Annotated in this window: 25 protein-coding genes and 2 pseudogenes; 12 read left to right on the forward strand and 15 right to left on the reverse strand. The window is 48.5% G+C overall.

All coding sequences use genetic code 11. From position 1 onward, the window contains the following. Window positions 1-342: 342 nt before the first annotated feature. The 9 genes and pseudogenes from PPHA_RS12455 to PPHA_RS12495 form a co-directional block, all read right to left on the reverse strand. Entirely contained in the window at window positions 343-1,662 is a 1,320-nt protein-coding gene (locus tag PPHA_RS12455; protein WP_012509171.1) for an IS1380-like element ISPph3 family transposase, read from the reverse strand. Between the two features lie 122 nt (window positions 1,663-1,784). Then, window positions 1,785-2,099, reverse strand: a pseudogene (locus PPHA_RS12460) (FKBP-type peptidyl-prolyl cis-trans isomerase); the annotation flags it as partial. Window positions 2,100-2,173: 74 nt separating this feature from the next. Beyond that, window positions 2,174-2,557 (reverse strand): annotated as a pseudogene (locus PPHA_RS12465) (AAA domain-containing protein); the annotation flags it as partial. A gap of 103 nt (window positions 2,558-2,660) precedes the next feature. After that, window positions 2,661-3,425: a four helix bundle suffix domain-containing protein gene (locus PPHA_RS12470; RefSeq protein ID WP_012509172.1), complete on the reverse strand. Its 765-nt coding sequence runs from the start codon at window positions 3,423-3,425 to the stop codon at window positions 2,661-2,663. Between the two features lie 166 nt (window positions 3,426-3,591). After that, window positions 3,592-3,816, reverse strand: coding sequence for a cold-shock protein (locus PPHA_RS12475; RefSeq protein WP_012509173.1), 225 nt, complete (start codon window positions 3,814-3,816; stop codon window positions 3,592-3,594). An 813-nt stretch (window positions 3,817-4,629) separates the two neighbouring features. Continuing rightward, window positions 4,630-5,058 (reverse strand): FKBP-type peptidyl-prolyl cis-trans isomerase, encoded by a 429-nt coding sequence (locus PPHA_RS12480; protein ID WP_012509174.1) that lies wholly within the window; start codon window positions 5,056-5,058, stop codon window positions 4,630-4,632. Between the two features lie 137 nt (window positions 5,059-5,195). Next, complete coding sequence (locus tag PPHA_RS12485) at window positions 5,196-6,272, reverse strand: mechanosensitive ion channel family protein (protein ID WP_041526556.1); 1,077 nt, start codon at window positions 6,270-6,272, stop codon at window positions 5,196-5,198. A 57-nt stretch (window positions 6,273-6,329) separates the two neighbouring features. After that, complete coding sequence (locus PPHA_RS12490) at window positions 6,330-7,523, reverse strand: protoporphyrinogen/coproporphyrinogen oxidase (protein ID WP_012509176.1); 1,194 nt, start codon at window positions 7,521-7,523, stop codon at window positions 6,330-6,332. 160 nt (window positions 7,524-7,683) lie between these two features. After that, window positions 7,684-8,211, reverse strand: coding sequence for a gamma carbonic anhydrase family protein (locus PPHA_RS12495; protein ID WP_041526557.1), 528 nt, complete (start codon window positions 8,209-8,211; stop codon window positions 7,684-7,686). 226 nt (window positions 8,212-8,437) lie between these two features. Here PPHA_RS12495 and PPHA_RS12500 point away from each other — a divergent pair, with 226 nt between their 5' ends. The 8 genes from PPHA_RS12500 to PPHA_RS12540 all read left to right on the forward strand — a co-directional run bounded on the left by PPHA_RS12500 (window position 8,438) and on the right by PPHA_RS12540 (window position 14,658). Continuing rightward, a complete protein-coding gene (locus PPHA_RS12500) occupies window positions 8,438-8,695 on the forward strand; it encodes a bacteriochlorophyll c-binding family protein (RefSeq protein WP_012509178.1) in 258 nt (85 codons plus the stop codon). Between the two features lie 342 nt (window positions 8,696-9,037). Next, window positions 9,038-9,568 carry a winged helix-turn-helix domain-containing protein gene (locus PPHA_RS12510; protein ID WP_012507847.1) on the forward strand — a complete coding sequence of 177 codons (531 nt, stop codon included), beginning with the start codon at window positions 9,038-9,040 and terminating at the stop codon, window positions 9,566-9,568. 17 nt (window positions 9,569-9,585) lie between these two features. After that, on the forward strand, window positions 9,586-10,092 hold the full coding sequence (locus PPHA_RS12515) for a transposase (RefSeq protein WP_012509179.1): 507 nt from the start codon (window positions 9,586-9,588) through the stop codon (window positions 10,090-10,092). A 54-nt stretch (window positions 10,093-10,146) separates the two neighbouring features. Further along, window positions 10,147-11,151 (forward strand): helix-turn-helix transcriptional regulator, encoded by a 1,005-nt coding sequence (locus tag PPHA_RS12520; protein WP_083765338.1) that lies wholly within the window; start codon window positions 10,147-10,149, stop codon window positions 11,149-11,151. 80 nt (window positions 11,152-11,231) lie between these two features. Next, window positions 11,232-11,966, forward strand: coding sequence for an LPS export ABC transporter ATP-binding protein (lptB, locus tag PPHA_RS12525; protein ID WP_012509181.1), 735 nt, complete (start codon window positions 11,232-11,234; stop codon window positions 11,964-11,966). A gap of 36 nt (window positions 11,967-12,002) precedes the next feature. Continuing rightward, the gene (locus PPHA_RS12530; RefSeq protein WP_012509182.1) at window positions 12,003-13,430 is read left to right on the forward strand and encodes an HD domain-containing protein; all 1,428 of its coding nucleotides are present in this window, start codon (window positions 12,003-12,005) and stop codon (window positions 13,428-13,430) included. 109 nt (window positions 13,431-13,539) lie between these two features. Beyond that, complete coding sequence (locus PPHA_RS12535; RefSeq protein ID WP_012509183.1) at window positions 13,540-13,863, forward strand: YtxH domain-containing protein; 324 nt, start codon at window positions 13,540-13,542, stop codon at window positions 13,861-13,863. Between the two features lie 3 nt (window positions 13,864-13,866). Further along, the gene (locus tag PPHA_RS12540) at window positions 13,867-14,658 is read left to right on the forward strand and encodes an alpha/beta fold hydrolase (RefSeq protein ID WP_012509184.1); all 792 of its coding nucleotides are present in this window, start codon (window positions 13,867-13,869) and stop codon (window positions 14,656-14,658) included. Between the two features lie 21 nt (window positions 14,659-14,679). Here the strand turns inward: PPHA_RS12540 and aroA are convergent, their stop codons facing one another. The 4 genes from aroA to PPHA_RS12560 form a co-directional block, all read right to left on the reverse strand. Next, the gene (gene aroA / locus PPHA_RS12545; RefSeq protein ID WP_012509185.1) at window positions 14,680-15,981 is read right to left on the reverse strand and encodes a 3-phosphoshikimate 1-carboxyvinyltransferase; all 1,302 of its coding nucleotides are present in this window, start codon (window positions 15,979-15,981) and stop codon (window positions 14,680-14,682) included. Window positions 15,982-16,062: 81 nt separating this feature from the next. Next, complete coding sequence (rpsU, locus tag PPHA_RS15295; RefSeq protein WP_012509186.1) at window positions 16,063-16,260, reverse strand: 30S ribosomal protein S21; 198 nt, start codon at window positions 16,258-16,260, stop codon at window positions 16,063-16,065. 25 nt (window positions 16,261-16,285) lie between these two features. Further along, window positions 16,286-16,846, reverse strand: coding sequence for a hypothetical protein (locus PPHA_RS12555; RefSeq protein WP_012509187.1), 561 nt, complete (start codon window positions 16,844-16,846; stop codon window positions 16,286-16,288). A 182-nt stretch (window positions 16,847-17,028) separates the two neighbouring features. After that, on the reverse strand, window positions 17,029-18,402 hold the full coding sequence (locus tag PPHA_RS12560) for a pyridoxal-phosphate dependent enzyme (RefSeq protein WP_012509188.1): 1,374 nt from the start codon (window positions 18,400-18,402) through the stop codon (window positions 17,029-17,031). A 205-nt stretch (window positions 18,403-18,607) separates the two neighbouring features. On the opposite strand from PPHA_RS12560, the gene alr reads away from it, so the two are divergent. The 4 genes from alr to PPHA_RS12580 all read left to right on the forward strand — a co-directional run bounded on the left by alr (window position 18,608) and on the right by PPHA_RS12580 (window position 22,828). After that, complete coding sequence (alr, locus tag PPHA_RS12565) at window positions 18,608-19,756, forward strand: alanine racemase (RefSeq protein ID WP_223293927.1); 1,149 nt, start codon at window positions 18,608-18,610, stop codon at window positions 19,754-19,756. Continuing rightward, window positions 19,753-20,271, forward strand: a complete 519-nt coding sequence (locus PPHA_RS12570) for a ComEA family DNA-binding protein (protein WP_012509190.1) — start codon at window positions 19,753-19,755, stop codon at window positions 20,269-20,271. The genes alr and PPHA_RS12570 overlap by 4 nt, the downstream gene beginning before the upstream one ends. Beyond that, window positions 20,271-21,155 (forward strand): hypothetical protein, encoded by an 885-nt coding sequence (locus tag PPHA_RS12575; RefSeq protein ID WP_012509191.1) that lies wholly within the window; start codon window positions 20,271-20,273, stop codon window positions 21,153-21,155. The genes PPHA_RS12570 and PPHA_RS12575 overlap by 1 nt, the downstream gene beginning before the upstream one ends. A 215-nt stretch (window positions 21,156-21,370) precedes the next feature. Further along, window positions 21,371-22,828 carry an AAA family ATPase gene (locus tag PPHA_RS12580; RefSeq protein ID WP_012509192.1) on the forward strand — a complete coding sequence of 486 codons (1,458 nt, stop codon included), beginning with the start codon at window positions 21,371-21,373 and terminating at the stop codon, window positions 22,826-22,828. Window positions 22,829-22,873: 45 nt separating this feature from the next. Here the strand turns inward: PPHA_RS12580 and PPHA_RS12585 are convergent, their stop codons facing one another. Both PPHA_RS12585 and PPHA_RS12590 read right to left on the reverse strand, forming a co-directional pair. Beyond that, a complete protein-coding gene (locus tag PPHA_RS12585) occupies window positions 22,874-23,080 on the reverse strand; it encodes an AbrB/MazE/SpoVT family DNA-binding domain-containing protein (RefSeq protein ID WP_012509193.1) in 207 nt (68 codons plus the stop codon). Window positions 23,081-23,274: 194 nt separating this feature from the next. Further along, window positions 23,275-24,300 (reverse strand): aspartate-semialdehyde dehydrogenase, encoded by a 1,026-nt coding sequence (locus PPHA_RS12590; protein WP_012509194.1) that lies wholly within the window; start codon window positions 24,298-24,300, stop codon window positions 23,275-23,277. Between the last annotated feature and the right edge of the window lie 4 nt (window positions 24,301-24,304).

Consider the following 24,304-nt stretch of genomic DNA (forward strand, 5'->3'; position numbering starts at 1 on the left):
CAACCCATCCAACGTCAGAAATACAGAAAAGAAAAACAATTGAGACAAATTATAGCCAAACAGCCTGAAGAATCCTGATTTTATACCAAAAAAGATTATTCCAGACCCAATTGCTTGTCCATTTTCTGAACAGCAAGGCACTCATTTTAAAAATATTGTGACAATCTGAGCGAAATAGCTGTGGTAGGTTCTTTTTGGGCGCAACCTCCCCTCCAATGCTAATTGGCATAGGCATTCTATTGCCGTAACGCGTTGTTTAACACATCAAAACAGTAACGTTTAAACAGCGCTCAAAGAGTTTATCGAATTGCAGCCGATGAAAGCAGTCCGTTGGAACTTTCATCATAAGCTTTTTGCCATTACGAACAATTTTTGGGCTGCGGTATCAATAAGCTGCCGACGAAATGTATCTGCATAAACTGTTGTAGCAATAACTGATGAGCTGACATCTGCTTTGAAGCTCTCGAACAGATTATTACCAAGCAGCATGAGAAAGTACCATGCTGCATTAGCATAAAAATACTTGAAGGGTAATTGTTCTTCGCCAAAGTTTTTGATGGCACGGTTGGCCAATTCATCATTGCCACGCTGGTGATAGTTTCCGAGAATATCGTGAGCGAAAAGAAGATTCTCGGCACCGGCTTGATAGAGAAGTTCGTCAATCAAACAACAACCCATACCAATGTTGGTGACGATGACGCTATCAGTACCCAGTCCAGGTACGACAAGTTGCCGGTCATGCTGAATCATACGACTATAAATCGTCCGACGGGCCAAATCCCAAGTTTCTTGTTGACACATAAACTCGGTATACTCCCATATCTCCTTTTTATTGTGCGAGTTAAAGTTAGACCAATTGGCGTTCTCCTCCGCAGCTTTTTTTACATTGTCGTAAAGCTTTCCGCCGCATATATAACCAACATGCAACGACTCACAGGTTTTGAACAACTTCTGATCGTAGAAGCCGGAATCCATTCGAATAATGATCGGTACGTTAACACGATACTCCTTTCTGATCGTAGCAACAATATGACGTATCATCATTTCAACCGTTTGACCATGATTTGAATGATCTGAGCCAACACGGAAAACAGCATCAACAAAGTACCTGCCCCAATTCATTTGTACGGGATGAAAACCGTTGACTTTCTTGTACGTTGGTTCAACACCTTCTCGTTTCAGAGCATCATTATTATCCATCACCATAGAATCAATACCCAGTTCAATAACTGCGGGCTGATCAATTTTCAGACGCCACAAAAAAATCTTTTGCAATAAATAACGGAACAGCTTGACTTGATGAAAAGAGAAAATTCCAAAAAATCTCTTGACTGCATGAGACGATGCCAAGTGCTCTGGCTTACAGCCAATCAGCGGAGCATAGCTCCTTTCTTTTTTGAGCTGGTCGAACTGCGTCAGGTGACGGCTGGTACCATCCATAAAAAAGCACAACAATTGAAGAAGCAGATCAACAACCGGGACGCCTTTTTTGTTTTTTCGCATGGCACAAAACATTTCATCCATAATCGGCATGAGCTGAATACTCTGCAGATAGGTGGCGAACAATGTCAGCCCAGCACGGTTGGTAATACAATCATTGGTTGTCCCGACAGAACTGATGTGATGGTCTTTTTTGCGGCTATTTTTTGTACCTTTCGACATAGAGCTTCCTTATTTTTCTGTTTGTGTTGCATTACAAGTGGTAATTTCCCGTTACACATTTTAATATAACACTTTAACCGTAAATATGGGAGCTTTTTTTATAACAAATCGCTCAGTTTAGGTTAAAGAATCTCGACAAGCTCGATTTCAAAGGTGAGATCCTGGCCTGCGAGGGGGTGATTGGCATCAAGCGTGACTGAGGTATCACTCAAGTCAACCACCATAACCACGGCATGCTGGTTGTCGGGAAGCCCGACCTGAAGCTGCTAGACGATTTCAAGTTCCATATCGGCAGGAAACCGCTCACGATCAACATCGGTTACCAGCTCTTTACTGTGCTCTCCATATGCCTCAACGGCAGGGATAACGGAAGTCCTTTTCTCTCCGGGGGCCATATCGAGTACTGCAGCATCGAATCCTATGATAACCTGCCCACCCCTTCGATTATCCGCTCTCTTGCAAATTGGCTGAGACGGGCTATGCCGAGGTTTTCAAGCACGTTCTGGCGGATTTTGTCGCGCAATGCCAGAGCTATGGCCGATTCGAAAGGAGAATCGAAATCCCCCATGGATCCATGAACGGCTGCTCCGAGTACAGATGGCCCTCGTTCGGCGTATTCGAGAAAATGTTTCAGGTCGATAACGGCTCTTGCCGATGTTCGGGAGAGATCAATGCGGTCAGGACTGAGCGTTGAAAAGACGATCATCTCTGATCGAGCCCGTGTAAGCGCCACATTGAGGCGCCGTTCTCCACCGTCACGGTTGAGCGGGCCGAAATTTATGGTAGTGTGACCCGACTGGTCAGGGCCGTAGGTGACGCTGAACAAAATGATATGGCGCTCGTCCCCCTGCACGGTTTCGAGGTTCTTGACAAAAAACGGTTCGAGGGTATGCTCGCCCCGATCATTTCATCGAGAATGCTTTCGAGATCGCCTTCGAGATCGATATCTTCGTCGGGATCGTCACCGGCAAAAGGAGCTTTCCCGCCACGCAGAACAATCAGAGCTTCACAACCCCTCGGCACGCGGGATAGCCGCTGCAGCCCCAAAACTGTTTGCCATCGTTTATTCCGGCCTTGGCCGTCCGCAACACCATGGGCTTGCCACATTGCGGGCATGAGGGAATGGAACCAGCAGGTTCGAGTGAACCGGAGTGCTCCTCCTGCTGCCGTTTACGCTCTACCAGGCGGGCTACAGCAAGTTGCTCACTATAGCCCCCGCCCTCAATAAACGCCTTTTCCAGCGCAGCAATCTGCTGGTCGAGCAGGTAATTCGCCTGATTGATAAGGCAGATAATCGCATTGGAGCGAATGGCAGCATCATCATGCTCCAGCCATGGCGCATAGAGCTCCCACCGCTCCTGATCACCAATATCGGTCAGATCGGAGTGATCAGGAGAGCTTTGCCTGAACCGTTTCGGCACATCGCGAACGGCATACGCGTCCTGGCTTGAAGGCGGCCATTGAGGAAGGTGCCGGTGGCGCAGATAGTCCTCAAAATCAAGCAGAAGCTCCTCAAGGCTGGCCCGTGCAACATTAATCAACCGCGGTTCTGTTTGTGAGGAGGTTGCCGCAGCACGGCTCCCCTCAGCAATGTTCTGCCTACCGGAACGGGCCGCCTGGATCATCTGATCCACTGTACGCGATCGGGAATCAATGAACTTCTCGCAAAACCAGTAAGTGGCGTCATATATCAGAGTGGCCGTTTGAAAACTGGCGCTCTTACGATAGCCGCCACTCGGTCGCAGCTTTTTCACAGGGTTCATGCTGAGAAAATCACAATTTTAAATATAACGCTAACGAGTAGCGCCCCGTGCCACCTTACGGAACCTGAAAACACCAAAGCGCATCATTCTGAGGATGCACTGGAACGGACGGTTAAGCATAGCGTTACGCAATCAATGCGGTTCGTTCCTCATAGCATCTATGGTTCTATTTCAGCAACTGAATATTTCCAGCAGCCACTTTACCATTCTTTTCAACCATATCATATTTGACTTTATCGGCTTCATTTAAGGTAGCAAGCCCAGACTTTTCAAGTTCGTTGATATGCACAAATACATCCGCTCCGCCATTATCAGGGATAATAAAACCAAAGCCTTTCATTTTATTAAACCATTTCACCGTACCGGTATCAGCCATCACAGGGGTGGTCATGAGAATGGACAGAGCAAACACAATCCCATAAATTTGTTTCAGATTTTTCATAATGAAACTCCTAAGATTAGCTCCCAAATTAATGTTGTTTGGCATGTATGGGAGTAAAACAGACCAAACCAAATGATTTGTAGCGACTTTGCAGGCGAAGCATGGTTGGCTTATTTATCTGGATATCGGGTGGCCTACGATAAAAGCGTTTGCACACCCTCGGCTTTTTTCATCTCAAATTCTTCTCCAGCAAAATACCGTATCGCGATCTCTTGGCGACGATTGGGAGTGTGTCTAACGACCAAGCGCTCACCAGCGCATGCGCATTAGCGCGAAACGTCCGTGTGCAGCACGCATTGCCACGCATGGCTTTAACCGGCACCATATCTTCAATAAAAGCTTCTGGAGCAATACGTTATTTGTGCTGCCAAGTAACAGCAGCAAAAAGAATTCCTGCCTGATTGTCCATTAACCGCTAACTCCCAATCAGCAGAATGGACGGCTTCTTTCTGTACAAGACAACCTCACAATCATAATGAAAGAGCAGTCAACTCATTATTTAAGCCTGCCGGTTTATAATGACAAGTATAAACCCACAATAAACACGGACGCCCTCTTAAAAGGGAAAAAAGAGTGCCCGGGCAAAAATAGCAGTTTTTCAAGTAAATGTCTGTTATAATCACGCTCGGAGCACTGAATTGATCAGTCGGATCCATCCAATCTTACCGATCCGACCGATCAATCATAATCTACAAAAAAACGGCGGAAAAGCTTTTTGCTGTTCCGCCTTTTATGGCAGCAATCATTTAGATGCGTGATAACTTAAAGAATCTCGACAAGCTCGATTTCAAAGGTGAGATCCTGGCCTGCGAGGGGGTGATTGGCATCAAGCGTGACTGAGGTATCACTCAAGTCAACCACCATAACCACGGCATGCTGGTTGTCGGGAAGCCCGACCTGAAGCTGCTGGCCGATTTCAAGTTCCATATCGGCAGGAAACCGCTCACGATCAACATCGGTTACCAGCTCTTTACTGTGCTCTCCATATGCCTCCACGGCAGGGATCACGGAAGTCCTTTTCTCTCCGGGGGCCATATCGAGTACTGCTGTATCGAATCCGATGATAACCTGCCCACCCCCAATTGTAAACTCCAGTGGTTCACGGTCAACTGATGTGTCGAACATCGTACCGTCATCAAGCGTTCCGGTATAATGAACCCTGACGGTATCTCCCTGTTTTGCCTGCGCCATGCACTCCTCCTTTTTAACTGATCAAAAACATTTACTTTAATAAAATCCAAATCCTTACCAATCCCCTATCAAAAGGGCGCGACAACGATCAGAATAGTTTGCGAAACTATGGAAAAAACGGCAAAAATCACATTTTTTTATGTTTCAGGAGCCATTTTACCCTTATCCATCTCCATCGTCAGTTTCGGCAACCATCCGGGATAGTTACTCTTGATGAACTCGATCAACTGTTCACGCACCAGACAGCGCAGTTCCCAGACGTTGGAGGAGTTGGCTGCACTCACAAGCACCCGTATCTCGACCGATTTTTCGGTGATATTGGTTATGTGGAGTTGCGCCACGCGGCCATCCCAGAGAGGAGTTGATGCCAAAACCCGTTCGAGCTCATGGCGGAGCGTTTCGGGATTAACGGTATAATCCGTATAGAAAAACACGGTACCAAGCAGCTCTGCCGAGGTGCGTGACCAGTTCTCAAAGGGACGATCAATAAACCAGTTGATGGGCACAATAAGGCGGCGCTGATCCCAGAGCTGAACAACAACATAGGTCAGGGTAATCTCTTCAATTCTCCCCCACTCGTTTTCAACAACGACCACATCATCGATGCTGATCGGCTGCGTTATGGCAATCTGGATTCCGGAGATAAGGGTTGTGAGGCTTTTTTGGGCTGCAAAGCCAATAATCACGCTGGCAATACCTGCAGAGGCAAGAATGCTTAACCCAACCTGACGAACCGTATCAAAGGTCATCAGCACACTGGAAACAGCAAGAAGCAGAAGAAGCACATTGAGAATCTTGCGGGCGAGGCTGACATGGGTGGATATTTTTCTTGCAGATTCGTTTTCCCGGACTTTTGCCGCGTAACGTTGCAGGATCAATTGCTCAAAAACCCTGAACAGTCGCATGAAAAACCAGGCGATACCGATAATGGCAATAATGAGGAGGAGGTGCCGGAGAATATCCCTTGTATCCTCAGGGAAGGGTATTGCATGGAGAAGCATGGCCAAAGCCACAAGAGAGAGAAGCAAACGGAATGGCCAAGCCATGAGTTCCAAAGGAACACTGGCGCCTCTGATCGAAAAACGGATGGCCGCCAGTGCTCTGCTGAAAAGCGAATTTGCCGCCAGATAACCAATCAGGGCAACCAGAACCACCAGTGCCGGTATCAGGTAACCACCCTGAACCAAATCCCAAAAATTCTGGATGATCTCCATACGCATACAACAGTAAGCTCACTCCGAGTCAAATGACCCGGAGATTTCCACAATATCCTATCCTTTCAGTCGGGCAAATTCACTTTTTGAACGACTCACGCAATCTTCAATAGCCATACCGCCAAAATAATTACCGGTCAGAAGCAGGCTCTTGTTTCCCTTCAACAGTGCGTCCGTTTTTTCAAGCCACTCATGATGGCCAAGCCGAAGCGTAGGCACGGTATTCTGTTTTGATTCGGTATGCTCTATCTTCGAAAATCCAATACCAAGCACCTCTGTGATGCGGCTTCTTTTCGTCTTTTCATCCAGACCCGGCTTGAAATGGAAAACAAAACCACGATAGTTATCGTCTGGTACGGTATCGCGCGATACGACTGAAAAGAAAACGTCGTTGGGTGCAATAAGAGCTGCAACAGGTTTGAGCTTGACATTCTCCTTGCGGACAATGACCCCTACAGAATCAACATCAGCAGCCTTGAGCTGGCCAAGATGGTTTGCGATATCGGGCTGAATACCTTTCAATAGCTTTGAGGTGACCGAAGAGGGTGTTGCAAAAACAAGTGTTTTGGCTGAATACTCTCCACCTCCGGCACTCCTGATTTCATAGAGGCCATCTTTATACACCACTGAATTGACATCCTGACTGGTAAAAACATTCAGGCCGCTTTTTGCGGAAATCGCCCGCGCAACACTCTGCAAACCGTTGGTGAAGGTATAGTTCTTCAGCATATCCTTTCTCTTCTCCCGGCTTTTAAACATCATATCGGCAGGAAAATCGTCCGTTTTCTGTGATGGGACAGCATTGAAGAAATGGCTGATCACCTCCCGGTAGTTGCGTTCTCCCACAATTTTTGAATAATAGGAGCTGACGCTCAATCCGGTTTTCTTCAGTTTGAAGAGGTTCGGGACGGAAACAAGCAGTTCCAGAATGTGAAGCTGGGAAACAATAGATTTGATTTTTCCATTGACAAAGAGGGTAAAGGGCACCTTGGCACGGGGAATGATCGAATCCTTCAGGCCACACCCTTCAACAATATCGAGCAGATTCTGGTATGAGCTGTAACAGGTATGAGCGCCAAGTTCCATCCAGAAATTCTTGCCGTGAGCGTTGTACTGAGGGGAGGCAAAAGAGCCGCCGATCGTATCATTTTTTTCAAGCAGCGTGGTTTTCATGCCAGCCTGCACACAATAATAAGCAAGGCTGAGGCCGCTTATGCCACCGCCGATAACAACAACATCGTTTTGCATCATAAAAGAAAAAAGAGTTTCGTGAGATGCGTTTAAAAAAAACAGGAAAGGCCGGGGCAGCATGAAAAGCACCGCGCCTGTCGGAAAGAATCAATAACTTCTGGCCCAATTTAGTGAAATCGGAGAAGAAGACCGCTGGAAAAGTTCAGAAGGAGTTCCACGATTATGGCTGCGGCTCCTCTGCCCGATAGTTTTGCGAGTAGCGCACATAGTTTTCCGGTGACTCCTCAATATTGCGTCGTTCAGCATCAGTTATCGGGCGCATCACTTTAGCGGGAACACCGGCAACGAGCATTCCTGAAGGCACCGTAAACCCCTGCCTGACCAGTGATCCGGCGGCGACAATCGACCAGGGCTCAACAACACAGTCATCAAGCAGCACTGCGCCCATGCCGATCAGCACATAGTCCTTCACCGTGCAGGCATGAAGAACGGCTCCATGACCAATGGTGACACAGTTGCCGATGTTCAATGGGCCGGTATCGTGTGTAACATGCAGCGTTGCATTATCCTGCACACTGGTTTTCTCACCGATGCGGATAGGACAGACATCACCCCGCACCACCGCATTGAACCAGACACTTGAATAAGCGCCAATATGCACGTCACCAATGACGAATGCACCGTCCGTCATGAAAACCGTTTCATGCAGCGTTGGCCAGAGCCCCCTGTAAGGCATTACTTTTCCCATCAAATTCTGTAATTTTTGATCTGTTAGAGATACGCATTCAACCACCCACAGCATAGTAACGCACTCGTGGCTTCTACTGGATAATGAGCCGTCAACACACAGTACTTGAACCGCCTGGTTGCTATTCCTGCAGGAAGGAACCAAGGGAAGATAAAATATTTTTTTTTCATGACCGGATTTATTAGATTGGCTTAATAGTGTAATTAACCCTGAAAATCAAGCGGCCATGAGCAAACTATCTGGAGTATTTACCAATGGGGCGGAGTGTTACGGAAGATTCGTTGAGGTCTTCATTGACGGGCACTGGTGGGTAGTCGGAGACGCTCTTGAGAATATCGGAAAGACGACGAAGCGGTTGTTGGTCAATGCCTATCCCTTCATTTACGGTGGAGCTGGATCATCATCTGTTTTCAAGGGTTCTTCGCCCAAGGCGGCAGGTTATGCCAAGCCAACCAAGGATATTGAACAACGGTTCAGGGATTGAGAAGAGAACGATAAACTCTCCTTTTCCGGTATTGATGGGGATCTTTTAAAAAAACGAGGCGTTTGTCCTCGTTTTTTTAATTTCACGGATGTATTTCTGGCTGGTCGCGCTTTTCATGCTGCGAGTATCGTCGGGTTCATTCCCTTTAACCCTGTTTATCCTTCTGCCCCCTCTCTTCTCGCCTCCCATTTCCTTGACAAGCCCCTCTTTTTCCTGAATTTTATTAGATTGAGCTGATTTTTTGCATGATAATTCCATTTTGCAATCAAGATAATCATAATGTATTTTCTGTTTGTGCCAATTATTGCTCATAATTTGACAACAAACAGGAGGATACTGAATATGGCTCGACCAGCAGTAATCACGGACGAAATGGAATGCTTGGCTAAAAAGATTGTAAAAGAAGCACATACCGCTCGAGAACTGAGAGCTGGCTTGAGTATTCTTATCCCTAAAACTTGTGATATCACCTACTCTGAAACGGCAGAACTTCTTGGTATTAGTGTACCCACTGTAGTGCGCATCCATCGAGATATTAGCAATCAAGCTGCTGGAAATGCGACTCCTAAGGGTAGCTGGGGAGGAAGAAGGAGGCAAACGCTTAGTATAGATGAGGAGGCCCAATTTCTTGCTGAATGGGTAGAGAATGCAGAACAAGGTGGCGTCCTGATTGTTCCACCAATTCATGCAGCACTGGAACGACGACTGGGAAGAGCAGTTGCACTGTCTACAGTTTACAGAATGTTGGCACGTCATGGTTGGCGTAAGGTAGAACCAGATACGTGTCATCCAAAACAAAATATCGAGGCACAGGAAGAATTTAAAAAAAACTCCCAGAGACACTGGTACAAGCCGCCAAGCAAAATGTACTAAATCTGCCTTTGCGCTTGATGTTTCAGGATGAGGCTCGGTTCGGAAGGATAAGTGATCCTCGAAAATGCTGGGCTCCAGCGCCTCTTCGTCCTATCGTAAAGTTAGCTCTTGTAAGAGAGTATGTCTATGCATACGCAGCAGTATCTCCGCAAGATGGTGTGATTGATTGGATGTTGGGCGGCAAAATGGACACAGTGAGTATGGGCGCATTTCTCAGGCAGGTCTCTCATAAACATCCTGAAGAGTTTGTCATGATGGTTGTGGATGGAGCGCCTTCTCATCGTGCAGAGCATTTAAGGGTTCCAAAGAACATGGTACTTGTAAAGCTTCCACCGTATTCACCGGAATTAAATCCTGTTGAGCACCTTTGGGATGAATTGCGAGAGAAGGAATTTGCTAATCGGGTATTTGAGACACTTGGAGCTGTTATCGCACAAGCAGCGAGAAGACTGAAAAAAATGGAAGAACATCCTGACGGACTTCGGTCTTTAACTGGTTGGGATTGGATATTAAAATCAATTTGATTGCAATTTGGAATAAGATCGTCGTATTGAATCAATGAGTTGAAATTGGCTGGCATGAAATCGACTATAGCAAAAAGCAGATTCGACTGGTGCAGTTGTCCTGAAAACTCTTTTATGGAACTGGATCATTCAGGGCAAAACGTAGAAAAAAGTCCGCACAAGATTCCGAAAGAGATCGGTTATGGATGGTTTCAGGCAATGCATTTGCCGTTGAACATGGTTGTTCGCAAAAGCCATATTCAGTTCCGGCATGAAGTAGCAGGAAGGCTCTTCCCTGCCCTGACGGCTGTTGAGCAGTTTACCGAACCGGTGCTGTGTGTGCAGTCCGCAAGGAAAGGGCGTGTGATTCTTTCGGTTAACCGGAATGGAGATGAGTGTATCATCGACCATAACAACTGTGCATTTCACCATATTGCATTTCGTGACCACGCCACGAAACTCGACACCAGCGAAAATCTTGAAATCGTCTCTCTTCTTATCGGCGATTCCGTGTTGATTGAACTGCTTGGAAATGAGTGTGTTTCGACCCTTTTTTCAGGACTGCAAGTCACTTCGATACCGGCGTTATCCATTAAAAAGATTCCTCTGCATATTAACGTGCTGCTCCATTCGAGCATACCTGATCATCTGACAGGAAATATTGCCAAACTGTATGCGCAGGCTAAAGTACTGGAATATCTTTGTGCCATCATTGCATATCTGGGCTATGCTTCCGAACGGCAGTCGCCGGAATCGGAACAACAGAAAAAAATCCGGCAGATTCATAATGATCTTCTTCAACTGGAAGGAAAGGTACCTGCCCTTAATGAACTTGCGAAACAGTATGATCTCCCGCTCCGACTGCTGAAAGAGGGGTTCATGAAAATATATGGCAAGTCACTTTTCAGCTACATCTCTGAAGTACGCCTTAACGAAGCTCACTCGACCCTTTCAGGCACCAGCGTTCCTATGAAAATCATAGCGAAAAATCTTGGCTACTCGCATGTAAACCACTTTATCAGTGCATTCGGAAAACAATTTGGCTATTCACCCGGGAGTTTGAGGAAGAAAATGCGATAAATAACTTTATTTTGCGGCAGAACAATCCCTGCAATAAAAAAGGGAAACCCCGCAATCGACCATTTTTTTTGGGCATCGGCATGAAAGCAACACTGAGCTGTAACAAGCTAAAGAAGATCTACAATAAACGCGAAGTTGTCAAAAGCTCATCTATTGAGGTAAAACAGGGAGAAATAGTTGGGCTTCTTGGACCAAACGGTGCAGGAAAAACCACGACCTTTTACATGATTGTGGGGCTGGTTCGGCCTGATGGTGGTGATGTCTTTCTCGATTCAGCAAACATCACCCAACTGCCTATGTACAAACGGGCACGTCTTGGTATCGGCTACCTCCCCCAGGAAGCATCGGTCTTCCGAAACATGACGGTCGAACAAAACATCTTGAGCGTGCTTGAATTCACCTCCCTCTCCAAAGCAGAACGCAAGGAGAGAACCAGCATCATGCTTGAGGAGCTGAACATTACGGCTATCCGTAAAAGCATGGGTTATGCGCTCTCCGGTGGCGAACGCCGACGCACGGAAATAGCAAGGGCCCTTGCGCTCAATCCCAAATTCATTCTGCTCGACGAACCCTTCGCCGGAGTTGACCCGATTGCTGTTGAAGATATCCAGCAAATTGTTGAAGGGCTTGCCAAACGCGACATCGGTGTACTTATCACCGACCATAACGTCCACGAAACCCTCTCCATTACTCATCACGCCTACCTCCTCTTTGACGGAAGCATCTTCATGCACGGCACCCCTGAAGAGATCGCTTCCAATCCAGAGGTCAGAAAAATGTACCTCGGAGAAAAATTCACCCTCGAACGGTATTAAAGCAACGCCCATCAATTTGCTAACAGCCATAGCCCCATGATAGCCGAACACCTGCTTTTTCAGTCCGACGGCGGATTTATCCGCATCCCGATCTGGGGTCATATTCCGCTCAGCGGAGCGCTGAAAAAAATATTGTCACACCCCTCGTTTCTTCGCCTGAAGGGTATACGGCAGCTCTCTTTTTCGCAGCAGGTCTACCCTGGAGCAACACATACGCGCTTTGAGCACTCCATTGGGGTCTATCATCTGATGAAACTGATTCTGCAGCGTATGTTGACGAGCCCTCTTGCGCTCAGCCTTCAGGATGAGCACTTCAGATTTGACGACCACAACTGCCGGGTGCTGCTTTCGGCCTCTCTTTTGCACGATATCGGCCACTTTCCCCATGCCCATATCATCGAAGAGCAGATTCCCCTTTATGCAGGCAAGGCGGTGTTTTCACATCATGAGGAGCTTTGCCGGCACTTCATTTATGAGCAGAACCCCGGAGTTCCAACAATCGCAGAAATTCTGCAGGTAGAATGGAAGGTATCGCCCGAAGCGGTTATAGCGCTGATCACAGGCAGTTCCGGCACCTGCTTCAGCAAGCTGATCAGCGGCACGCTTGACCCTGACAAGATGGATTACCTCATGCGTGACGCTCATCACTGCAACATTCCTTACGGGAGCATTGATATCGAACGGCTGATTGAGTCCTTCGTACCTGATCCACAACGAGCGCGCTTTGCCATCACTGAAAAAGGTATTGCTCCTCTTGAGAGTCTGCTCTTTGCAAAATACATGATGATGCGCAATGTTTACTGGCACCATACGAGCAGGGCTCTCTCGGCGATGCTCCGCAGGCTTCTGCAGGATATTGCAAGTGAAGGGATGCTCTCTCCGGATGCTTTGCGCGATCTTTTTTACGGTAATGCAGATGACAGGGTACTCCATGAGCTGAAACAGTTGCTGCCGGAAAAGGAGCATCCTCTCTCTGCCCTGCTTGATGACATTCTCATGCGGCGGGTCTACAAGAGGGCAATAACGGTGCAGCCCTACCTACCGGAAACAGCAAGAGAGGATGAGCGCTGGTTTGTCTATAACAGTGACAGCGGAATGCGCCGCGCCAGGGAGCTGGAAATCTGCCAGTTCCTGAACAAGCGCTACCATCTCAGCCTCCACGGTCATGAGGTACTCATTGATCCACCCTCAAAGAAAGATATTTTCGATTACGCAGATCTGCGAGAGCTTCGGGTCTACCCTACCCGATCGGAACATATCCACTACGCACTGCAGTGTGAATCCGAGTATATCCGGTTTGACGATCTGCATGAATCGGTTTTCCAGTCTGACTTTATTCTCGCTTTTGAGCGCTATACCAAAAAGTTCAGGCTGCTCTGCCGCCCTGACCTGGTCGAGCGCATCGTCGAGTCACGTGAAGCAATCATGTGCCTTCTTGCAAACGATATTGACCTCTTTCGATAGAAGGTTCCGGCAAACAGCCTGCTTCCGCAGAAAGCAAAAATCCAAAAAAGGAAATGAGCATTCTGTACTTTATCTTTATATTAATCAGCAACCAAAACACTATTGCACTATGGAACAGCAGGACAAGTTTTACAAGGGACTCTTCTTCGGCGCCGTGCTTGGCGCAACTGCCGGTACCATTATGGGATTGCTTTTCGCTCCGCATAAAGGAAGAGAGACCCAGCAGATTATTTCGGGGACAGTCAAACATGCGTTCGACAAGGCCTCCGATCTTTACCAGAGCAGTGAGCAAGATGGCGTTTACAGCAACGAGGCGAAAACTCGCTCTCAGGAGATCATCGATACCGCCCGTGACGAAGCAAAAAAAATTCTCAATGAGGCCAACAGCATTATCCGTGAGATCAAAGGATATCCCAAAAGCAAGGAAAACTGATTGATGCTCACATTCCGCAGCGTAAACCTGAGTGAGGAGAGCATTGAAAAAGATGCCATCCTGTTGTTGCACGCCTTTCCGCTCTCTTCCGCCATGTGGCAACCCCAGCTTGATGCTCTTGGCAATGCCGGTTATGCGGTCATCGCGCCGAACGCCTATGGTATCGAAGGCTCCGTGGAGAGGCTGGATTGGACGTTTACCGATTACAGCCATGAACTGGCAAAACTTCTTGCATCACTGAGGGTTAAGCGTGTAACCGTTGTCGGTCTGTCGATGGGTGGATATCAGGCTTTTGAGTTTTTCCGACTTTACCCCGACAAAACCGTATCGCTGGTTCTGTGCGACACCAGGGCTGAAGCCGATACTCCCGCAGCCAGTTCGGCGCGGAAAGAGTTCATCAGGGCAGTAGAAACTGATGGGGCCGGAGAGGCAGAAAGGCGCATGGTGCCGAACTATTTTACCCCCGAAACCGGCGCCATGAACAGAGAGCTTGTTGCAGAGGTTTCTGCAATGATACGAGATCAGTCCGCCACGGTCATAAACAGTGCCATGCAGGCCATTCTGTTACGTTCCGATGCAACCCCGCTCCTTGCCACCATCCACTGCCCGGTTCTCGTGCTGAACGGAAAGGAGGACAAGCTCACCACACCGGAAACAGCCGAAAGCATACACTCCCTTATTCCGCACTCAAAGCTCCATCTTCTCGCCGGTGCCGGGCATATCTCAAATATGGAGCAACCTGAGGCATTTAACCGTGCGCTGCTTGCCCATATCGAGGAGGTCAGGCGCTCCTGACCTCACTCCTCTTCTTCCTGCTCAAACCTGAAGGCTGTCAAGCAGGTCAAAAAAGTTCGGAAACGAAACACCTACCACATCAATATCAGAGAGATCAATAGGGCAACCTGTAGCCTTGCCCGCAATGGCAAAGCTCATGGCAATCCTGTGATCATCAAAACTGTCGATCACCACCGTTCCTGACGGGGTTATCCTGCGCCCCTTGACCACGAAACCGTCTGGATACTGCTCACAATCAAAACCAAGACGCTGAAGATTGACCACAAGAGCATCGATCCGGTCACTCTCTTTCGTTCTTAGCTCGGCAGCATTATGCAGCTCAAACCGGCCTGAAGCAAAGGCAGAAAGAACCGCAAGCATCGGTATTTCATCAATGATAAAGGCAACAAGTTGCGGGTCAGTGATCAGAAGGGGTTCAAGAGCCGCATGGTTTTCGACAAGAATGTCCCCGATTGTTTCGCCACCGATCACCCGCTGGTTTTCAATCGTCAAACAAGCCCCGGCATCAGTCAGAATATTGAGAAACGCCGCACGTGTCGGATTGAGACAAACATCCCTGATGATAATTTCCGAACCTCGGGCAAGCAGACCAAGTGCAACGATAAAGCAGGCGGCGGAAGGATCTGCAGGAATATAGAAGGGTTTTGCCGCAACTGTTTTTCTGCCCGGCACCACAATAACCCGTTCGCCATCCTGCTCAAAACTGTCGAGACCGAGCATCACTTCGGTATGGTCACGCGAACGCACGGACTCAATAATCCTCGATTCTCCGTCAGCATGAAGAGCGGCAAAAGCCACCAGTGACTTCACCTGCGCAGAAGGAACCGGTAAACGGTAGTTGATCGGCTTCAGCTCTTTGCTTCCCTTGATGCAAATCGGCGCTGTTCCGGAAGGCGAAAGCTGCAGATCGGCGCCCATCTGCCGCAAAGGGTCGGCCACCCTTTTCATGGGCCGCTTCATCAATGAACTGTCGCCAATCAACTCGCTGGCAAAGGGCTGGGCAGCAAGAATGCCGGCAAACATGCGCATGGTACTTCCTGAATTATTGCACATCAGCGGAGCAGAGGGTGGCTGAAAACTCCATAACCCTTTTGATTCGATTATGACCTGCCGGACAGTGCGACCATCAGCACCTTCAAGCAGCTCCTGCCGAAGCGTGATACCGGCATCTTTCAGCACACCAAGGGTTGACTGATTATCAAATCCGCCGGAAAAATTCATAATCTCTGTAGTGCCTTCCGACAACGCACCGATAAGCGCCGCACGATGGGAGATCGATTTATCGGGCGGTAATGCTGTTACTTCACCTTTGAACACTCTCATGAGTCGCTGGATTGGTGTTGACAAAAAAAAAGCAACTCCCGTGAAGGAGCTGCCTGAGCATAACTGTTTCGACCGGAATGATCATGAATTGCGTTCTTCATTTGCCCTCTGCGCCCTGCGCCTGCTTCTCGAACGCTTCAAACGACCATCCACCGAAGGTTTAACAAAGTATGCGTTTGCACGAAACTCCTTTAAAACACCTGCACGCTCGTACTTCTTCTTGAAGCGTTTCAGCATTTTATCGATCGATTCATTATCATTTATCTGCACACTAACCAATGTAAATTCACCCCCTTTTAAAAGATCAACGTCTAAGCTTTAGTTTAATGAGATCTGTAACACTTTCTGAATTTTTTCCATTCGCAGGGTTCATCTGCACATTTTCAAGGAGCTGTTTTTTGCCACTTTTGCAAAATTCAACAATAATGACAAAGGCACCGCTTCCTGTCGCCTGTTTTTCTCTGACCACCCCAACCTCTCCAAGGGCCTGATGGTAGAGCGCATCTCCCTTGGCGTAGATACCATGCGGGGAGTAGACCTGGCACTCTTCGACCTTCAGCTCACCCGGACTGACCTCCCGATCAATCTGTATCTGCCAGTCCTTGAGCAAATAGACCTGATTACAGTCGGAACAGCGAATCCAGTACTGGTTTTCGGCTGCAGGCGGCAGCTCTCCCGTTCCATTCTTGCCCCCTTTGGGCTTTTTGACAGCAACAGCCGTCAGCAAATCATCATCTTTCGGCTTGTCACTCGGCATCCATTCGCCGACAAAGACCTTCTCTGTAATCTGACCGCATCCTTCACAGAAGCAAGCCTTGATCTTACCCTCCAAAATGAACTGCCTTTTTTTGGACTCTACCTTCATAGCATATTGCTGGTTGTTAACCCGGCTCAGAGCCGTCTGGATTTTCGCTTCTCTCCTCCCCGAAATTGTTTCCGGCTTCATGGCGCAATATAGTGCATCGCACCTGAAAAAAAAGAGGAATGTTCAGGAGTGCTTAATTAAGGAAATCCCTTCAAAAAAACAACCAGATAATGCAACAGCGCTCACTTATGGGTCAATGCATCAATAAGATCTGATTTTGTAAGCAATTGCAAGCGTCCATCAGACAAACTTATCAGCACTCCGGATGCACTTTGCTGCAGTTTATCGGATAATTCCGAAATCGTTGCATCAAGCCGACATACCGGAAAAGGCCTCTCCATAAAACCGACAACCTTTGCATTCATGGCATCATCGTTTTCTATAAGAATGGAGAGGATCTTGTTTTCACTGATACTGCCAATCGGAGCGTTATAGGATACGATCGGAAGCTGGGAGACATCGCTCTGCTTCATCATCTCAAAGACTTCGGCAAGCGTATTTTCCGGATAGGCAAAAATCAGATCCCTGCGTACCTTCAAGTGCAGGATATCTTCAGCCGTAATCTGCTCAAGAGCCGATTTTACCTTACGATAAAAGCCGTGCTTACGCATCCACTCATCACGATACATCTTGCTCAGATAATAGCCGCCAAAATCATTCATCACCGCAACCACACAGTCGTCCGGGCCATATGATGCTCCAGCCCGAAGCGCGGCAGCCATCGCTGCACCCGATGCACCTCCACCGAAAACAGCCTCCATCCGCAAGAGCTCCCTGGCACAGTTGAAAGCATCATAATCGCTCACCTGTACCACATCATCAAGAACCGATGGATCCCAGAAAGCCGATGGCTGCCGGGAGCCAAGTTCCTCAAGTTCGGAGAGAGCCGGATCTCCGGGCATACCATCCCTGAAGAGAGAGGCATAAATTGAACCCTGCGATTCAACACCGATAATCTGAATTTTCGGGTTCTTTGCTTTCAGAAACGCACCGATACCAAAAACCATGGCGCCCGAAACCATTGGCACAAAAACATGGGTAACCCGCCCCTCTGTCTGGCGATAAATCTCGCTGCCGGTAGCTTCTCTGTGCACCTTCAGACTGAGAGGGTTCTTGTACATTCCGGTGAAAAAAGAGTTGCTGATACTTCTTTCCAGGCTTTCAGCCACATTCATGCAACTGCGCTCTTCTCCGGGCAAAGCATCCGAAGGGGTAATGACCAGTTCTGCACCAAGAGCACGAAGCATATGCTGCTTCTCCTGCGATATTTTATCAGGAGCTGCCAGCAGCAGTTTGTAACCGCGACTCACTCCAGCCATGGCAAGGGCAATACCACTGTTACCAAAAGTCCAGTCCACAAGAGTCATGCCCGGATGGATCAGCTTGCGCTCTTCAGCATCCCTGACAATGGCCGAAGCCACCCGGTAATAGTGCGAGCAGGCCGGATTCATGTACTCAAGTTTAGCCATGACCTTCGGGCTGATCTGGCGGGCCATCTGCTTTACAGAAACCATCGGTGTTTCTGTGGCAAGCCCGAATATATCGTGGTTCGACATGGTAGTAGCTGAGAAATGAATTAAAATGAACAACGCAGCCTGATAACGTTGAATCCTGAAAATAGAGAGACAATAAGCGCCATTCAGGTTTGAAAATCATAGACAAAATATGTTTTTTTACAGGAAGTTCCGCAAGCAGAGGAGACGGAATGAGCAGGAACGGAGTTTTATGACAATACGGCAACAGCAAAACAAGAAGCGCATTATGGATGCAATACAATCGAATTTTTCAGCAGGGATTGCCCTTGCTGAAAACATGACAGAAGCGCTTGTCTCCCTTGACAACCTTGCCTGGAACACAAGCCTTATCCGCAAGAGAGTGGGTGGAAGTGCACGTATTATGGGCATCGTCAAGGCAAATGCCTACGGCCATAACGTGCACCGGGTTGCCGAAACACTTGAAAAATCGGGAGTCAGGGATTTCGGTGTTGCGAACATCCATGAAGCCATTGAACTGAAAACCGGCGGTGCACTGAAAAAGCCGGCAAACATTCTCGCCTTCTCCTCTCCGCTTCCCTCCCATATTCCCTTTTTTTTGCACCATGACATCGAAATGACTCTCTGCGACAGCCTGACACTTCAGAGTGCAGAAGAGATTGCGGCTGCAGAGAACAAAACCATTGCCGTACAGCTCAAAGTGGATACCGGTATGGGCCGACTCGGCACTCCTCCGGCAGTTGCCATGGAACTCCTCCGGCAAATTGACCACTCGCCGCACCTTGAGCTGAAAGGGATCTACACCCATTTTGCCGACAGCTCTACAGCCGAAGGCACAACCAAACAGCTTGACGCCTTTAAAACACTCACGGCGGAATACGAACATGCCTCAAGCAAAACCGTCTGCAAACATGCGGCCAACAGCGGTGCAATCCTCTCTGCGCCAGAATCCTGGCTCGACATGGTGCGACCCGGCATCCTGCTTTATGGTTACCATCCGACCAAAAACAGCCCTTGCCGTCTCGATGTCAGACCGGTCATGCAGTTCGAGGCTAAGGTGATTTTTGTCAAAAAGGTCCCTGCCGGAACCACCATCAGTTATAATCGAACCTGGACTGCCAATGAGCCTCGCTCCATCGCAACCATAGCCGCAGGCTACGCCGATGGTTATACAAGAGCCCTGTCAGGTCGCGCCACCGTCATGATCAACGGGAACACCTACCCGCAGGTCGGCATCGTCACCATGGATCAGATCATGGTTGACCTCGGCACCCGGCACGATGTCAAAACTGGAGACACCGCCACGCTCTTTGGCTGGGAGGGCATCGGGGCCGACAGCCTTGCCGGGCTTGCAGGTACCATCAGCTACGAAATGCTCTGTTCGGTTTCTGCCAGGGTAAAACGTATCTTCATATGAACCCACTCGAAAAACTGGCGCTGAAACTCAGCCTCACCAAGGCGGAGATCTCTTTGGTCTCCATTCTTCTGGGCTTTCTGCTGCTTGGAGGCATCCTGAAGGGAATCCGTTCGGCAGAAGAGGTTGATCTTCTGGTCAAAAAAGCTGAAACTGCCCGATATGATGAAAAGGAGGTAGACAGCCTCATCGCCCTTGCCAATGTGCAGCAGGCAACCGTCAAAGAGGATGTTTTGCAGGAAAGTGAGTCAGAGCATGATGATGCTTCACCTGAACAGAGAACCGAAGGGCACCGCTCTTCAGGCAAAAAAGTCTTTAACGGCACCATCGCTTTCAATAAAGCCAGCAGCCGGGAGTTACAGAAAATTCCCGGAATCGGACCCGTCATGGCCGAAAGACTGATTGCATTCAGAAAAACAAAAGGGGGAAAAGTGCAGCAATTCCAGGAATTTCTTGAAGTCAAGGGTATCGGCAAAAAAAAGCTTGAATCCCTCAAAAAATATTTCATACTCGACTAATGAGCAAGAGCCTGATCGCCTGCGCCATCGACGCCAGGGAGTGCGCCATTGTACGGCTGAAAACAGCCGGTGGCGGCAGCTACAGCCTGAGCGGCTGCAAAACACTGCCATTCGGCCTTGATGACCTTGCCTCAGGCAATGGAAAGCGACTGCTGAAAAAGCTCGACAGCCACCTCAACGTGTGGCCTGATGAAGAGCTGGCACTTTGTTTCGGGCCGAAAAATTACCTCCCCCTTCCAGCCTCTTTTCCCGCCCATGCAGACACCGAAAAGTGCAAAGAGTACTGCAAAATTGAAGCCGGTTACTTTCTGAACCAGCCCGAAGAGTACCATTGCGACTCTACCGATTATGGCGTCAGCCAGAACGGGCTCCATAAAAAAAAAATATTGCTCTTCTATCCTGCCGAGCCTTGCAGAAGAGCCACAGAACACTTCGCAACCACGCGCCGTATCCTCTTCAGCGGCACTCCGCAGCCCCCTCTGCTCCACCTCTCGAAATTCGCCGGAGAGAGACAGGTAATCCTTGAAATTGAAAACAACTATCTCCTCTTCAGAGTATCAGGGGAGGGCCGGATAGAAACATTCTCATGTCATCAGGTAAAAAACCGCAAAGAGAGCGAATACTTCACCATCAAAGCGCTTGTTGAAAACCCGATCTGCCGGGAAACCGAAGTGCAGCTTTTTGGCTCACTGGCCGACAAAACCATGATGAGGCTAATCCAGAAAGAGACGTCGATGAAACTGAAACCACTCAGCATCCCGCCATCAATCCCCATCAGTAACCTGAAAAAATTTTCCACCTCCTCAGCAATTGCGGTAAAGGCCATCAGCACCGCACTGATGGCTCTCGATGAACAAAAGCGGTTTACACTTTTTTCTGACTGAGCATCCCGGAAATTCTGGACAGCAGTGCCTGCCAGGATTCAGGTTCCGGTGAAAAAGATTGCCACTTTGGCCAGATAGAGAACGCTATATCTGGCCAAAGTGGCCAAATTTCACGACATTTGGCCGGATATAAATTTTTATATTTGGCCAAATCAAGCCCATTTCACTATCTTTGGCCAGATAGATAACTAAATCCAGGGCAAGAAACTCTTGTTATGAGCAAAAAAAACATCTCTGGCCGCAAGGATGAATTACTGATTCTGGAGCGGGTATTGCTCTCTCCGGAGCCTGAGTTTATGGTGATTTATGGCCGCAGAAGAGTCGGAAAAACCTGGCTGGTCAGGGAATTTTTTGGCGAGATGATCTGCTTTGAACTCACCGGTATGCACAAGGCATCGCTGGAGGAGCAGTTGACAAATTTCGCCCAATCTCTGGCCAAAGCCACCGGTATAACTGTTGAACTCAAGAGACCCTCATCCTGGTCAGAAGCGTTCAGCCAGTTGGAGCGCTTTCTGGAATCTTCTTTTCAGCGAAAAAATGGCAAGAAACAGGTTCTTTTTCTGGATGAATTGCCCTGGCTCAACACTCCCCGCTCAAAATTTCTGTCGGCCCTGGAGCATTTCTGGAACAGTTTTGGCTCCCGCCAGAGGAATTTGATTCTTATTGTTTGCGGTTCTGCGGCATCATGGATGTTGCAGCATATTGTACGCGCAAAGGGTGGGCTTCATAACCGGCTTACCCGTCAAATCCGCCTTCTTCCCTTTACACTTCCGGAAACAGAGGAGTTTCTGCTCAAAAGGGGAATCAAGCTCACCCGTTATCAAATTGTTGAACTCTCTATGGCAATGGGTGGGGTGCCCTTTTACCTGATGCAGGCAGAGCCGGGATTGTCGGCTGCACAAATTATTGATCGGGTCTGTTTTTCACCGACAGGTCTTCTGCGTCATGAATATGAGAAGCTTTATGCCTCGCTTTTTGATGAGAGTGAACTGCACATGACGATTGTAGCTTTGCTGAGCAAAAAACGTTCAGGTTTAACCCGTAATGAGATACTCACCTTTGCAAAAATTACGACTGGTGGACGACTTACCCATATTCTTGAAGAGCTGGAAGAGTCCGGATTTATCGAGTCGCGGATTCCTTTTGGCAAAAAAGGGCAGGATTCACTCTACTGGCTGGCTGACGAGTTCACCCTCTTTTACTTTTCATGGATCAAGCCTCTTGGCAAAAAAAAGGTCGATGCGGGATACTGGCTGTCGCGTCAAAGTGATCCGGCACGAAACGCGTGGGCTGGTTTTGCCTTTGAAACCGTTTGCCTCAAGCATGTCCGGGCATTAAAGGCGGCCCTGGGCATTGCCATGGTCGAAACCAGCGAAGGCCCGTGGCGTTACCAGCCAACCGGAGAGTCATCATTACCTGGCGTGCTGATTGATCTGCTCCTTGACCGGCGTGATGCCTCCATCAATCTTTGTGAGATGAAATTTTCACAGTCAGAATTTACCATCGACGACGCATACGCAAAAAAACTCCGTCAGAAAATAACTGTTTTTCGTGAGGTAACAGGAACAAGAAAAAACATCTTTCTCACCATGGTCACAACCTACGGCATCACCGATAACGCCTGGTCGCAGGAGCTGCATCCCGACAACCTTACGCTTGACGCGCTTTTCTGAGATCTTCGACGAGGATTTGCAACCAACACGAAGAATCCACAATGATCATGCTCTCCCTTCTTCTCTCTCAAAATCAGTATTGATACCTCTAACAAAGCCACGAAGATCAGAGATTTCACGATCCGGGATAAGCTCTATTCTCCCTTGATATGCAACAACCTGTAATTTCTGACCCGGACGAAGGTGCATGGATTCTCTCAAGTGCCGGGGAATAACAACCTGAAATGTAGGTGACACTGTAACGGCTTGCATAACGACTCCTGTCGGTAATTTTAGAATAGTACATAAGATCATGCATCACACTCTTTCAATCCAGGAAAGAAATTACTTGCAGAGAAAAAAGAGCTGGCAACGATCAATCCGTTACTTTCGCCAGGCGTTCTTTTGATTGACAATAACCTCAGCCATCAGCAAAGCACTGATGGCTTTAGACGAGCAACAAGAATCTACGCTTTTTTCTGATTGACAATCACTTCTGCAATCTGCACGGCATTGGTGGCGGCACCTTTGCGGAGGTTGTCGGCGACAATCCACATATTGAGAGTCTGGGGATGCCAGTAGTCACGGCGGATTCTGCCAACAAAAACATCGTCGCGCTCGTATGAGGTGAGCGGCATGGGGTAGATGCGTGCTGAAGGGTCGTCCTGCAGGATAATGCCGGGTGAGGTGCGAAGGAGTTCACGCACGTCGTCGATATCAAATTCATGCTCAAGCTCGATGTTGAGCGATTCGCCGTGGCCGCCGTAGACCGGAATGCGCACAGTGGTGGGAGAGATGCTCATGCTCTTGTCGCCCATGATTTTGCGGGTCTCGTTGACCATCTTCATCTCCTCCTTGGTGTAGCCGTTATCGGTGAAGGCATCGATCTGCGGCACGGCGTTGAAGGCGATCTGGTGAAAATGGGTGAACTGCTCCTGGCTCTCTCCCGCCAACTCGCTTTCAAGGGCGTCGCGTCCGATCTTTCCTTTTCCGGTGACTGACTGGTAGGTCGAAACCACTACCCGTTTGACACCGAAGCGGTCATGCAGCGGCTTGAGCACTACGACCATCTGGATGGTTGAACAGTTGGGATTGGCAATGATCCGTTCCGGGGTGCCGTCTGCCCTGAAAATGGCTTCGGGATTGACCTCAGGCACAACCAGAGGCACATCGGGCTCCATGCGGAATGCCGATGAATTGTCGATGACAACCGCTCCTTCAGCGGCCGCAACGACTGCCCACTCTTTACTCGCTGTTGCGCCTGCGGAAAAAAGGGCGATATCAACTCCCTCGAATGCTTCGGCAGAGGGCTCGCGAATAATGAACTCTTTGCCCCTGAAGGTCACCACCTGACCGACACTTCTTGATGAAGCGAGCGGAACAAGCTCGGTTACAGGAAAATTTCTCTCTTCAAGAACCTTGATCATCGTGCGACCGACCAGACCGGTTGCACCAAGTACCGCCACTCGGCAGCGAGAATCCTGACTACTCATATTT

The organism is Pelodictyon phaeoclathratiforme BU-1 (assembly GCF_000020645.1).
Taxonomy (GTDB): domain Bacteria; phylum Bacteroidota; class Chlorobiia; order Chlorobiales; family Chlorobiaceae; genus Chlorobium; species Chlorobium phaeoclathratiforme.